The 11,436-nt window shown below is 64.7% G+C and carries 15 protein-coding genes and 1 pseudogene; 9 read left to right on the top strand and 7 right to left on the bottom strand.

What is annotated here, in order from left to right; translation table 11 throughout:
* Window positions 1-95: 95 nt before the first annotated feature.
* The gene (locus tag EN745_RS03290) at window positions 96-1,106 is read right to left on the bottom strand and encodes an NAD(P)H-quinone oxidoreductase (protein ID WP_127420532.1); all 1,011 of its coding nucleotides are present in this window, start codon (window positions 1,104-1,106) and stop codon (window positions 96-98) included.
* Window positions 1,107-1,217: 111 nt separating this feature from the next.
* Between EN745_RS03290 and EN745_RS03295 the strand changes: the two genes are divergently transcribed.
* From EN745_RS03295 to EN745_RS03310, 4 genes are all read left to right on the top strand, one after another.
* Window positions 1,218-1,412: a DUF1192 domain-containing protein gene (locus tag EN745_RS03295; protein WP_126057961.1), complete on the top strand. Its 195-nt coding sequence runs from the start codon at window positions 1,218-1,220 to the stop codon at window positions 1,410-1,412.
* A gap of 83 nt (window positions 1,413-1,495) precedes the next feature.
* Entirely contained in the window at window positions 1,496-2,743 is a 1,248-nt protein-coding gene (locus EN745_RS03300) for an MFS transporter (RefSeq protein ID WP_126057960.1), read from the top strand.
* 31 nt (window positions 2,744-2,774) lie between these two features.
* Entirely contained in the window at window positions 2,775-3,050 is a 276-nt protein-coding gene (locus tag EN745_RS03305) for a metalloregulator ArsR/SmtB family transcription factor (RefSeq protein ID WP_126057959.1), read from the top strand.
* A gap of 81 nt (window positions 3,051-3,131) precedes the next feature.
* On the top strand, window positions 3,132-3,521 hold the full coding sequence (locus EN745_RS03310; RefSeq protein WP_126057958.1) for a hypothetical protein: 390 nt from the start codon (window positions 3,132-3,134) through the stop codon (window positions 3,519-3,521).
* Between the two features lie 57 nt (window positions 3,522-3,578).
* Here the strand turns inward: EN745_RS03310 and EN745_RS03315 are convergent.
* Window positions 3,579-4,234, bottom strand: a pseudogene (locus EN745_RS03315) (glutathione S-transferase family protein).
* A 78-nt stretch (window positions 4,235-4,312) separates the two neighbouring features.
* Window positions 4,313-5,176 (bottom strand): alpha/beta hydrolase, encoded by an 864-nt coding sequence (locus tag EN745_RS03320; RefSeq protein WP_127420533.1) that lies wholly within the window; start codon window positions 5,174-5,176, stop codon window positions 4,313-4,315.
* A gap of 98 nt (window positions 5,177-5,274) precedes the next feature.
* Between EN745_RS03320 and EN745_RS03325 the strand changes: the two genes are divergently transcribed.
* Window positions 5,275-5,787, top strand: a complete 513-nt coding sequence (locus EN745_RS03325; protein WP_126057955.1) for a helix-turn-helix domain-containing protein — start codon at window positions 5,275-5,277, stop codon at window positions 5,785-5,787.
* Between the two features lie 106 nt (window positions 5,788-5,893).
* Window positions 5,894-6,325 (top strand): heme-binding protein, encoded by a 432-nt coding sequence (locus tag EN745_RS03330; protein ID WP_127420534.1) that lies wholly within the window; start codon window positions 5,894-5,896, stop codon window positions 6,323-6,325.
* A gap of 45 nt (window positions 6,326-6,370) precedes the next feature.
* On the opposite strand, the gene EN745_RS03335 is transcribed toward EN745_RS03330, so the two are convergent.
* The 3 genes from EN745_RS03335 to EN745_RS03345 all read right to left on the bottom strand — a co-directional run bounded on the left by EN745_RS03335 (window position 6,371) and on the right by EN745_RS03345 (window position 8,090).
* Window positions 6,371-6,772 (bottom strand): hypothetical protein, encoded by a 402-nt coding sequence (locus EN745_RS03335; RefSeq protein ID WP_126057953.1) that lies wholly within the window; start codon window positions 6,770-6,772, stop codon window positions 6,371-6,373.
* Window positions 6,773-7,045: 273 nt separating this feature from the next.
* A complete protein-coding gene (gene rpmF, locus EN745_RS03340; protein ID WP_006203806.1) occupies window positions 7,046-7,228 on the bottom strand; it encodes a 50S ribosomal protein L32 in 183 nt (60 codons plus the stop codon).
* A 154-nt stretch (window positions 7,229-7,382) separates the two neighbouring features.
* Window positions 7,383-8,090: a transglycosylase domain-containing protein gene (locus EN745_RS03345; protein WP_126059336.1), complete on the bottom strand. Its 708-nt coding sequence runs from the start codon at window positions 8,088-8,090 to the stop codon at window positions 7,383-7,385.
* Between the two features lie 129 nt (window positions 8,091-8,219).
* Here EN745_RS03345 and EN745_RS03350 point away from each other — a divergent pair, with 129 nt between their 5' ends.
* Both EN745_RS03350 and EN745_RS03355 read left to right on the top strand, forming a co-directional pair.
* A complete protein-coding gene (locus EN745_RS03350) occupies window positions 8,220-9,137 on the top strand; it encodes a polyprenyl synthetase family protein (protein ID WP_127420535.1) in 918 nt (305 codons plus the stop codon).
* A 295-nt stretch (window positions 9,138-9,432) separates the two neighbouring features.
* A complete protein-coding gene (locus tag EN745_RS03355) occupies window positions 9,433-9,651 on the top strand; it encodes a 4-oxalocrotonate tautomerase family protein (RefSeq protein WP_126057951.1) in 219 nt (72 codons plus the stop codon).
* 122 nt (window positions 9,652-9,773) lie between these two features.
* Here EN745_RS03355 and EN745_RS03360 read toward each other — a convergent pair whose 3' ends face one another.
* Window positions 9,774-10,697, bottom strand: coding sequence for an SMP-30/gluconolactonase/LRE family protein (locus EN745_RS03360; RefSeq protein ID WP_127420536.1), 924 nt, complete (start codon window positions 10,695-10,697; stop codon window positions 9,774-9,776).
* Between the two features lie 131 nt (window positions 10,698-10,828).
* Between EN745_RS03360 and EN745_RS03365 the strand changes: the two genes are divergently transcribed.
* Window positions 10,829-11,436 (top strand): ATP-binding cassette domain-containing protein (locus EN745_RS03365; RefSeq protein ID WP_145991975.1); only part of this gene is annotated, 608 nt, incomplete at its 3' end.

Consider the following 11,436-nt stretch of genomic DNA (forward strand, 5'->3'; position numbering starts at 1 on the left):
CGACAAGGACATGCGGCAGCAAGGAAACTACGTGAGCACCGGAAGCGCAGGAAAGCGCCGTTTGCAGGCCGGCCTCACCTGAATATCGATGCATCCTAGCCGACGTCGAGCACGATCTTGCCGATATGCTCCCCATCCTCCATCCGCTCATGCGCCCGCCAGGCTTCGCTGAGCGGCAGGATCGTGTCCATCACCGGCGCTATCTTGCGGCTGCCGAGCAACGGCCAGACCTGCGCCTCCAGCGCCACGGCGATCGCCGCCTTGAATTCGACCGTGCGCGGCCTCAGCGTCGAGCCGGTATGGGTGAGCCGCTTGACCATGAGCCTGGAGAAATCGACGCTCGCCGCCGCCCCGCCCTGCACGGCGATCTGGACGATGCGGCCTTCCACCGCCGCGGCCTCGTAATTGCGTGTCACATAGTCTCCGGCGATCATGTCGAGGATCACATTGGCGCCCTTGCCACCAGTCGCGTCCTTGACCGCGGCGACGAAGTCCTCCTCGCGGTAATTAATCGCCCGGTCGGCGCCGAGCTTCAGGCAGGCGTCGCATTTTTCCCTGCTGCCGGCGGTGGTGATGACGTAGGCGCCGAAGGCCGACGCCAACTGGATCGCCGTGGTGCCGATGCCCGACGAACCGCCATGCACCAGCAGCGTTTCGCCGCTCTTCAAGCCGCCGCGCTCGAACACATTGTGCCAGACGGTGAAATAGGTTTCCGGCACCGCCGCCGCTTCGGTATGGGTGAAGCCGGCCGGCAGCGGCAGCACGCTGCCGGCGTGCACCTTGACATATTCGGCGTATCCGCCGCCGGGGGTGAGCGCGCAGACCCGGTCGCCGATGCGCCAGCGCGATATCTCGTCGCCAAGTGCCGCGACTTCGCCCGAGACCTCGAGCCCCGGCAGATCGGAGGCGCCGGGCGGCGGCGGATAGGCGCCCTTGCGCTGCAGCACATCCGGCCGGTTTACGCCGGCGGCACGCACCCGGATCAGGACCTCGCCTGGCCCCGGCAGGGGCACATCGCGCGTTTCCGGCTTCAGCACCCGCGGCCCGCCTGGCTCCGAGATCGCGATCGCCATCATCTTCGCCGGAATCTTCTGTGCGCTCGCCATGAATTGTCCCGTCCTCGTCTGGCCTCTTTGGCCGGCCGTTTGCATCAGCACCCGTGCCCTATGTATGCTCATTGTCGAATCCGGCAAATGGCATATCAGGGAGGAGCGACGATGGCGATCTTCGACGACGAACCCGTTAAGAAAGCGCGCCCGCATGAGATCGGGCAGGATCTGGCCCTGCTTTCGGCCGACGAACTGTCCGAGCGGATCGGCATGCTGCGCGACGAGATCGCCCGGCTGGAAGCCGAGTTGAAGGCCAAGGGAGCGACCAAATCAGCGGCCGAGGCGCTGTTCCGCCGCGGCTAGCGTTGAAAGCGGCAGTGTTCGCCGCCGAAAAGCCCGAATGCGCCTGTCAGACCAGCGCCACGAACCTCCAGCCGGATCAGCCAATGTTTGCGACCTACCGACCGATCCTCTCGCTGCTTCGCGGCACGGCCTTCCTGCTCGCGGCGTCCGGCCTGCACGGGCTGCTGCTGCCGTTGCGAGGCCAATTGGAGGGCTTTTCCACGGCATCGCTGGGCTTGATGGGCACCGCCTGGGCCGGCGGCTTCGTCACCGGCTGCTTCTTTGCGCCGCGCCTAGTTCGCCGCGCCGGCCATGTCAGGGCCTTCGGCGCCTTTGCCGCGTCGGGCGCCATCGTCGCTTTGCTCACCGGCCTTATCATCGATGAATATGTCTGGATCCTGCTGCGCGCCTTCACCGGCTTCACCATGGCTGGTGCCTTCATGGTCATCGAAAGCTGGCTGAACGAGAAGGCCACCAACGAGAACCGCGGCACCGTCTTCGGCCTCTACATGATGGTCACCTATGCATCGATCATGGGCGGCCAGATGATCGTCGCCGGCGGCGACGTGAAGTCGGCTTCGCTGTTCATGATCACCGGCATCCTGTTCTGCCTGTCGCTGATCCCGACCGCTGTCTCGACGCAGTCGCATCCGAAGCCGCTGCAGGACGTGAAGCTCGACGTGAAGGGGCTCTACGCCAATTCGCCGGTGTCGGCGATCGCCTGCCTGTTGATCGGCATTGCCAACGGCGCCTGGGGCACGCTCGGCGCCGTCTATGGCGCCCGCATCGGCATCTCAACGGCCGAGATCGCGCTGATGATGAGCCTGGTGGTGGTGGCGGGAGCGGCCATGCAGCTTCCGGCGGGACGCCTCTCGGACAAGACCGACCGCCGTTTCGTGCTGGCGGGTGCGGCCTTTGGCGCAGCCTTGTTTGCCATTTTCGTCTTCCTGTTCGAGCCGCGCTCCGGCGTCTTCGTCATCGTCTTGACCGCCGCCTACGGCGCTTTCGCCTACACGCTCTATTCGATCGCAGTGGCGCATGCCAACGACCACGCGCGGGCGGAGGATTTCGTCAAGGTTTCGGGCGGTCTTCTGCTGCTCTACGGCTTCGGCACCATGATCGGGCCCCTGCTCGCCGCCGGGCTGATGGGCTGGCTGCGCCCCGAGGGCCTGTTCCTGGCCACCGCGCTCGCCCATCTTTGCCTGGCGGGCTACACGCTGCTGCGCATCAGCCGCCGCGCCCCGGTGCCGATCGAAAACCGCGACGCCTTCAAGACCCAGCCGGCCGACCGTTCGGTGACGCCGGAAGCCCTGCGGCTCGACCCGCGCAGAAAGGCTGAAACCAATGGTTGAGATTTGGGAAACTTTGCCTCTAAAATGACGCATGATGTTTTCTGATGCCTTTGTGGCGATTGCCGATCCCAACCGGCGCTATCTTCTCGAAGAGCTCCGGCGCGGCCCGAAGACCGTCAACGAACTGGCGGCCGGACTGCCAGTTTCACGCCCAGCCGTCTCGCAGCACCTGAAGGTTCTGCTCGAGGCCGGCCTGGTCAACGCCAAGGCGGAAGGCACGCGGCGGGTCTACACGGTCAGCAGTGCCGGCTTCCTGCGGTTGAACATCTGGCTCGACCAGTTCTGGGAAGCATTGCCCGGCGAGTGACCTCTGGGCGGCATGACCGGTCCGGCACTTGCTTGATGCGATTCCGTTCTGCGCTTTTTCTGGCTGTGGAGGAGGAAACCCATGCGACGCGAAGCGGTTCTTGGCGCTCTGACGGCAATCAATCTGGTTCTGCTCGCTGGCATGGGGCTGACGCAGATCCTGCCGGCGAAGGCGCAGGACAGCCCAGGCATTCTGCGCGGAAGCGGGCTTCAGATTGTCGATAGTCAGGGCCGGGTGCGCTCCAGCATCTCCGTGCTCCCGGCGAAGGCCGGCGAGGCCGAAACCGTGCTGTTCCGCCTCATCGCGGAGAATGGCCAGCCCTCGGTCAAGATCAGCGCCACGACCGCCAGCGCCGGTCTGAGTTTCGTCGGCGGCGACGACGCAAGCTACATTTTGCTCGAGGCGGATGGTCCCGAAACTCGGCTCGAGATGGTGGAACCGGAGGGCCGCAAGAAGGTGATCGAGCCATAGGAGCGATGCAAGGCCAGGTGAGAAGGACCGCTCGCCTCCGATCGCGAAGCACTGATGTCAGCCGTCGTTGTAGGGGAAGAACTTGAAGTAGGGCTGGGCTTCCTCGATCACGCGGGCGAAGGACGGTCGTTGGAGCAGGCGATCGTGATAACGCCTAACCGCGGGGAACCTGTCGCCGAACGGCTCGACCTTGTTGGCGTAGAACAGCGCCGGAGCCGCCGTCAGTCGGCCATGGTGAAGGTTTCGCCAACCGCCCAAATCCTCGACTGCATCTCGGTTTCGATGATGGCGTAGGAGGCGCGCAACTGCGCCCGCGCCTGCTCGACACCGAACGGGTCGGTCTGGCCCTGCGGCCGCAGCCGGTCGCCGACGATCTTCTGCATCGGCTCCTGCACATAGAAATCGTAGAAGCGGTCGGCGGTCCGAACCTGGCGGGCGAGGTCGGCATCGGCCGGGATCAGCGCGGTCGGGCCAGGATAGTGGACGGCCAGATACTCGATCACGATGGTTGATTCCGGCACCGTCTGTCCGCGCGCCTCGTCGCGCAGCACCGGCATCTTGCCCGCCGGCGACAGTCTCAGGAACGCCGCGCGCGACTGCTCGTTGCCGAGATCGACAATGACGACATCGAAAGGCGTGCCGTTCTCGTAGAGCGCGATCAGCGGCTTCCAGCAGAACGATGCCAGCGGGTGGAGGTGCATGGTCAGAGACATTGCTTGCTCGCTTGTGGCCGCCGGTCCGGGCGGAAGGGGGCTTCTGGTCTTGATAATGGCGCATCCGGTGAGGCGCTGTCACGCCGGGGATGGATCGGCCCGCGCCCGCGCTGCCCGGTCATGCGCCGCGATGGCGGCGATCATGACGGCCCAGTCGTCCGGATGCAGTTCGTGGCCGCCGCCCTCGATACGCACCAACTTCGCACCGGCAACCGCCTCGGCGAGCGCTGCGCCATGCTCGACCGGAAAGATCGGATCCGTCGTGCCGTGGATGACGAGCAGCGCAATCCGCATCGCCCGAAAACGGTCCTTCCAGTCTCCGCCGTTCTTGAGCAGGAAGTGGTTGGTCGCGCTGAGCAGGCCTCCCGACCGGTCATAGTCCCGCTCGACGAACGCCCTTGTCCGCTTCTCGTCGAACGGATGCGCGGTGCTTGCGATGACGCGGGCTTCGCTGACGATGAAGTCGATCACCTGCTCGCGATCCGACCAATCGACCTTCTCACCTGCCGCCGCGTGCTCTTTGTAGCTCTCGGACATTCCCGGCAGATGCGAGGTGTCGATGCCGACAGGCGACGTGCTGATCACGGTCAGCGCCGTGACGCGCGACGGGTGTTTCAGCGCCACCAGCTGCGCGATCATGCCGCCCATCGACATGCCGACCACATGCGCCCTCACGACCTCATGATCGTCGAGCACGCGGATGGCATCGTCGGCCATGTCATCGAATGTGTAGGGCGGCTCGCCAGGCGCGTATTTGCTCGAGTGGCCGGTGTCGCGATTGTCGTAGCGGATTACGAACAGACCCTCGCCGGCCAGCTTCCGGCAGAACGCTTCCGGCCACCACAGCATCGACGCCATGGCGCCCATGATCAGCAGAACGGCCGGATCGCCGGGACTGCCAAAAGTTTCGGAAACGATCCGGGGCTGCTCTTTCGTCTTCATGGTCGCTTCCTCCTCTGCAATCCGATTGCATTTTGCAATCAGTTGCACGATAATCAGACTGATACGATAATGCAACCGGTTTTTTCTGGAGACTTTGCATGAACACCGATCACCGCTCCGGCTGCCCGATCAATCTGTCGCTCGAAGTGTTCGGCGATCGCTGGAGCCTGATCATCCTGCGCGACATGATCTTCGGCGGCCGGCGTCATTTTCGCGAAATGCTCAACGGATCGATCGAGGGCATCGCGTCCAACATCCTTGCCGACCGGCTGAAGCGGCTGATGGAGCTGGGCATGCTGACAAAGGCCGACGATCCTTCCCACAAGCAGAAGGCAATCTACAGCCTGACCGAGATGGCCATCACCCTGGTGCCGATCATGGCGCATCTCGGCGCCTGGGGCCGTGTCTGGCTGCCGGTCAGCGAGGAGCTCTCGATCCGCGCTGAGCTTCTGGAAAACGGCGGCCCACCCTTATGGGAGCGCTTCATGGACGAATTGCGCCATGAACACCTCGGCGCGCCGATCGACCATGAGGGGCCAACCGTTCGGGCGACCCTGCAGGCCGGCTACGAGGTGGTGGTCGCCCGCAAGGCTGAGGCTGCCGCCGGCTAGACAGGGCGCGGCGTTTCGCCACTTCCCGAAAATCAGTTTCAACCGCGGCCGGGATTGTATCTCGCGTCTCGTCGACGATGATCGCGGCCTTCAACAGGAGACTGCCATGACCGCGCTGACGCTCGAGAAAGCCAAGCAAATCATCGACGCCGCCTTCGCCAGGGGTGCCGAGCTGAAGCTCAGGCCGCTCGGCGTGTCGGTGCTCGATGCCGGCGCCCATCTGGTCGCCTTCCAGCGCCAGGACGGCGCATCGTTCCTGCGTCCGCAAATGTCGGCCGGCAAGGCCTATGGCGCGCTCGCTATCGGCATGGGCTCGCGCCGCGTCGAAGCCTTCGCCAAGGAACGGCCGCATCTGATCGCCGGCATCTCCGACGTCTCCGGCGGTCGTGTCCTGCCTGTCGTCGGCGGCGTGCTGATCCGCGATCATGCCGGCGCCGTCATCGGCGCGGTCGGCATCTCCGGCGACACGTCGGACAATGACGAGGCCGCCGCGATCGCCGGCATCGAAGCCGCCGGCTTCACTGCCGATCCGGGCTGAGCCCAGATCATTTGCAGACCGGTCTCACCTGAATATCGGCACATCCTAGTTCAGGTTGATATCCCGGCTTGCCGACCGCATCGACACCGAGAAGCCGGCGAGCACGTCGAACAGCGCGATCACCATCAGGGTGAAGAAGACCGAATGCGCTGCGCCCTTCACCAGCAGGAACTCGACCAGGAAGGCGATGAAGACCAGTGTCGACAACAGATGGTCGAGGATCGAGGCGTTGGTGGTGCGCACCGATTTTGAGATCTCGACGAACAGGAAGATCAGGCCGATCAGCACCATCAGGTCGCCGAGCGTCATCGAGAACACGCCACCGGACATCATGCGGAACGAGAACATCTCGTTGGCCCAGGGATCGTCGCCGCTGCCGAATATCCCGAGCAGGCCGAGATTGTAGAGCACGAAGGGCACGATCAGCAGGGGGATGGCACCGAACATCTGGCGTCTCCGATTGAGCTTCCTTCAGTTGCAGCCCGCCGGCCTTCCTCGTCAAGAAGTTTCATGCGTCGCCGCTAACACGCTCGAAGACCGCGCGAAACAAGCATGTTAGCGGGGGTTCCTCCCGCGCCTGTCAGGCTACAAAGACCGGCGCGCAGGGTCCGTCGGCGGAGTCGGTATCGGACCGCGACGCTGGAGCGATTGGCGAGGCCAAACGCAAAAAGACCGGCCAATGGCCGGTCTTTTTGGAAGTCGCAAACCGCCGGAAGCTTCTCAGCTTTCCTTCGGCTCCAGAACCTGGCGGCCACGATACATGCCGGTCTTCAGGTCGATATGGTGCGGGCGGCGCATTTCGCCGGAATTCTTGTCCTCGACATAGGTCGGGGCCTTGAGGGCGTCGGCCGAGCGGCGCATGCCGCGCTTCGACGGAGAGGTTTTTCGTTTCGGAACGGCCATGGATATGCTCCACTACATGGTCAAAATGCCCCGGCAACCCTCGTGAAAGGGCCGCGTCTGGGGCCATAATCTGAGAAAGTCGGGTGCCTATACACGCCTTGCGCCGTTTTGGCCAGCACCGCGGCAAATTTTTTTGAGCCGGCGCTGGTTCGTCCTAATCAAGGCAACCCACATAGGCTCCCGACCTGCCGGCGCGCCGCTCGATCAGTGCCGCCAGCCGTCGCAAGCCCGGCCCCGGTTTTGCCGGATTGCGGGCGATCGGATTGGGCAGCGTAACGGCGAGCAGCGCCGCCTGCCGACGCGACAATTTGTTTGCCGAGACGCCGAAATGATGCTGGGCGGCCGCCTCGATGCCGTAGATGCCCGGGCCCCATTCGGCGATGTTGAGGTAGATCTCCATAATGCGCCGCTTCGACATCACCGCGTCGAAATAGACGGCGAGCGGCAGTTCGACCACCTTGCGCACCGTGCCCAGCGGCCGCGACCAGAGGAAGAGGTTCTTCACCGTCTGCATTGTGATGGTCGAGGCACCGCGCGTCGCCTCGCCGGCCAGCGCGTCGTCCACGACGCCGCGCAATTCGCCGAGATCGACCCCGCGGTGGAAGCAGAACTGCCCGTCCTCCGACATGATCACCGAATGCGCCAGCGCCGGCGACACGTCGTCGATCGAAACCCAGCGCCGGTCGTAGCCGGAGAAGGTCGCGAGGTCCTTCAGCATCAGCGTCGATACCGGATGCACGAAGGACGGCAGATAGAGGAAGGTCAGCACCACCGGTACCACCGCTAGGATGGCGGCAACGACCAGGGAGCGCCGGCCAAGGCGCTTGAGACCGGCGCGGTTCAGGCGCCTCGGCCGCGCCATGTCCAGTCCTTCGATTTCATGATCGACGATCGGTTCCGTCAAGCCGCCCCACCCGTGCCATCAGCTCAACCGGCATAATGGCGCGCGGCTTCTTGCGCAATGTCTGAGTGTCGGCTACCGCTCCCGGCCATGGCGAAAGACGAAGAAATCGCGTTCGAAACCGCACTTCTGACACGCGCAGCGGCAATCGAGGCGCTGCTCAGGCGGCTTCTCGACTTGCGCGCGCTGTCCGGCGAGATCGCCCGGCCGGAGCGGCTGATGGCGGCCATGCGCCATGGCGTGTTGAACGGCGGCAAGCGCCTGCGCCCTTTTCTGGTTATGGAAAGTGCAGCGCTCTTTTCCGCAGATGGCGAGGCGGCATCGCGCGTGGCGGCGGCGCTCGAATGCGTGCATTGCTATTCGCTGATCCATGACGATCTACCGGCCATGGACAATGACGATCTGCGCCGCGGCCAGCCGACCGTGCACCGGGCCTTCGACGATGCCACCGCCATCCTCGCCGGCGACGCGCTGCTGACGCTTGCCTTCGACATCCTCGCCGACGAGGCCACCGTGCTGCCCGCGGAACGCCGGGCAGCGCTGGTGCTGGCGCTTGCCCGCGCCGCGGGCATTGGCGGCATGGTCGGCGGGCAGATGCTCGATCTCGATGCCGGGCGCACTCCGCCGGACGAGGCCGGCATCATCCGGCTGCAGGCGATGAAGACCGGCGCCTTGATCCGCTTTGCCTGCGAGGCCGGCGCCATCGTCGCCGGCGCGCCGCCGGAAGACCGCGAGCGGCTGGCCGAATTCGGCTCGGCGATCGGGCTCGCCTTCCAGCTTGCCGACGACCTGCTCGACCTGACGGCGGATGCGCACCAGATGGGCAAGGCGACCGGCAAGGACGCCGCCGCCGGCAAGGCGACGCTGGTTGCCCTGCACGGCGCCGACTGGGCGCGCAAGCAGCTCAACGGCCTCGTCGGCCAGGCGCATGCGCTGCTCGATCCCTATGGCGAGCGCGCGGCCCTGCTGAAGGAAGCGGCGACATTCGTGGCGACGCGCAACAGCTGACCTGTTGCACAGGCGAACGACGCCGGCTCGCCACCGGTCCGATCTTCACAACCCTGCCAGCGCGAAAATGCGGGATGCCCAGCACCGCTGAGCGAGCTGCGGATAGGGCGCCGACGTCGCTCCGATTGTTCGCTCTTTCCGAATAGTGCTGCCAGCAGCGGGGTGATTATCCGACATCCGCGGCAATCTATATCCGCCCCATGACAACGAAGATCGATCCGTCCGATGACGGCGCGACCGTCGTCATCGGACGCGCCAACCGGCGCCGTGAAATGCCACCGAAAGGAACCTGCAAATGCCCTTTGCCAACTTCAAGATGCCCGAGGCCGCCCTCACAAAAGCGCAGAAGGAGGATCTCGTCCACAAGACCACGCAGATGTTCGTGGACTATTTCGGCGAGGGTGTGCGCCCCTACACCATGGTGCTGATCGAAGAAGTTCCTGATGGAGGCTACGGCCGCGCCGATGAAGTCTTCGTCCTTCCCGATGCCTATCGGGCTAAGGATGTTGCCTGACATGAACAAGGCGAGCCGCTTGTCGAGCGGCTCGCCTTTCGGGCAAATGCAATAGTCCATTTTTGATAGGCGAACACACGATCGCGTGAGCCCATTCGATCCGTCCCCGCCTAGGTCGGACCTCAGCCTCTTGCGGCCGCGTTGGCGACCACGAACACCGCATAGAGCGACTGCCGCGCCGTGATGAACAGGCGGTTGCGCTTGGCGCCGCCGAAGGTGAGGTTCGCCACCGTTTCAGGGATGCGGATCTTGCCGATCAGCGTGCCGTCGGGATCGAAGCAATGCACGCCGTCGCCGGCGCCTGCCCAGACCCGACCCGCCGTATCCACCCTGAAGCCATCGAACAGGCCGGCAGTGCAGGTCGCGAAAACGCCGATTTCCCCCAGCGCATTGCCTTCGACGGCAAACTTGCGGATGTGCCGCGGCCCGTCCTTCTGATGCGTGATGCCGGTGTCGCCGACATAGAGGACCGTCTCGTCCGGCGAGAAGGCGAGACCGTTGGGCTTCGCCATCGTCGAGACGACGCGCGCCACCTCGCCGGTCACGGGATCGGCGTGGTAGACGTGGCAGCCCTCGATCTCCTGTTCGGAGCGGTCGCCCTCATAGTCTGTCGCGATGCCATAGGGCGGATCGGAGAACCACACCGTGCCGTCGGAGCGCACCACGACGTCGTTGGGCGAATTCAGGCGCTTGCCGTCGAAGCAGTCGGCGATCACCGTGATCGATCCGTCATGCTCGGTGCGCGTGACGCGCCGCGACCGATGCTCGCAGGTGACCAGCCGTCCCTCTGTATCGACCGTGTTGCCGTTGGCACTGTTTGCCGGCGCCCGGAACACCGAAACCACGCCATTGGTCTCGTCGTAGCGCATGATGCGGTCGTTGGGGATGTCGGAGAAGACCAGATAGCGCCCGGCCGCGAACCATGCCGGGCCTTCCAGCCAGCGCCCTCCGGTCCACACCCGCTCGACCGCCACATGGCCGACGAAACAGCTTTCGAACCGCTCGTCGAGAACCTCGAAGCCCGCGCCCTCTAAGTCTCCGAACATGCTCCATCCTCCGCGAAAACGGGTTACCGATAGCCTTCGCGGCAAACCGTTTTCAAGACTTGACCTGCAAAAATGTTAGCGATAACATCGGTGCCAATTCAGTCCGTTTGCTTGGCTTGGGAGGGCCATAGATGCGGCCCAAGCTCATCGAATTCATCGACATCTCCAAGCGCTTCGGCGGCACTCTGGCGCTGAAGTCGGTCTCGCTCGACATCCACGAGGGCGAGATCGTCGCCCTGCTTGGCGAGAATGGCGCCGGCAAGTCGACGCTGATCAAGACGCTCGCCGGCATCCACAAGCGCGACCAGGGCACGATCCGCTTTCGCGGCGAAGACTATCACCACCGCCCGCCGCGTCCCAACCAGCCACAGAAGGTCGCCTTTATCCATCAGGACCTCGGCCTCATCGAATGGATGACGGTGGCCGAGAATGTCGGCATGGCGCAGGGCTTTTCGCGCCGCTCGGGCCTGATCGATTGGCGCGACACCGAGCGCCGCGCCGAGCTGGCGCTGGTCGGCTGCGCCTTCGATCCGGCGACGCGCGTCCAGGACCTTTCGCGCACGGAAAAGTCGCTGGTGGCGATCGCTCGCGCACTCGCCACCGAAGCCGACGTTCTGGTGCTCGACGAGCCGACGGCAAGCCTGCCGGCCGACGAGGTCGAACGCCTGTTCGAGGCGCTGCGTCCGCTGCGCGAGCGCGGCGTCGGCATGATCTATGTCTCGCACCGGCTGGACGAGGT

The sequence above is a fragment of the Mesorhizobium sp. M4A.F.Ca.ET.022.05.2.1 genome (assembly GCF_003998845.1).
Lineage (GTDB): Bacteria > Pseudomonadota > Alphaproteobacteria > Rhizobiales > Rhizobiaceae > Mesorhizobium.

Bases quoted from the DNA above. Each gene is read 5' to 3' on its own strand.
- EN745_RS03290 (WP_127420532.1), bottom strand. From the start codon at position 1,106: ATGGCGAGCGCACAGAAGATTCCGGCGAAGATGATGGCGATCGCGATC.
- EN745_RS03295 (WP_126057961.1), top strand. From the start codon at position 1,218: ATGGCGATCTTCGACGACGAACCCGTTAAGAAAGCGCGCCCGCATGAG.
- EN745_RS03300 (WP_126057960.1), top strand. From the start codon at position 1,496: ATGTTTGCGACCTACCGACCGATCCTCTCGCTGCTTCGCGGCACGGCC.
- EN745_RS03305 (WP_126057959.1), top strand. From the start codon at position 2,775: ATGATGTTTTCTGATGCCTTTGTGGCGATTGCCGATCCCAACCGGCGC.
- EN745_RS03310 (WP_126057958.1), top strand. From the start codon at position 3,132: ATGCGACGCGAAGCGGTTCTTGGCGCTCTGACGGCAATCAATCTGGTT.
- EN745_RS03320 (WP_127420533.1), bottom strand. From the start codon at position 5,176: ATGAAGACGAAAGAGCAGCCCCGGATCGTTTCCGAAACTTTTGGCAGT.
- EN745_RS03325 (WP_126057955.1), top strand. From the start codon at position 5,275: ATGAACACCGATCACCGCTCCGGCTGCCCGATCAATCTGTCGCTCGAA.
- EN745_RS03330 (WP_127420534.1), top strand. From the start codon at position 5,894: ATGACCGCGCTGACGCTCGAGAAAGCCAAGCAAATCATCGACGCCGCC.
- EN745_RS03335 (WP_126057953.1), bottom strand. From the start codon at position 6,772: ATGTTCGGTGCCATCCCCCTGCTGATCGTGCCCTTCGTGCTCTACAAT.
- rpmF (WP_006203806.1), bottom strand. From the start codon at position 7,228: ATGGCCGTTCCGAAACGAAAAACCTCTCCGTCGAAGCGCGGCATGCGC.
- EN745_RS03345 (WP_126059336.1), bottom strand. From the start codon at position 8,090: ATGGCGCGGCCGAGGCGCCTGAACCGCGCCGGTCTCAAGCGCCTTGGC.
- EN745_RS03350 (WP_127420535.1), top strand. From the start codon at position 8,220: ATGGCGAAAGACGAAGAAATCGCGTTCGAAACCGCACTTCTGACACGC.
- EN745_RS03355 (WP_126057951.1), top strand. From the start codon at position 9,433: ATGCCCTTTGCCAACTTCAAGATGCCCGAGGCCGCCCTCACAAAAGCG.
- EN745_RS03360 (WP_127420536.1), bottom strand. From the start codon at position 10,697: ATGTTCGGAGACTTAGAGGGCGCGGGCTTCGAGGTTCTCGACGAGCGG.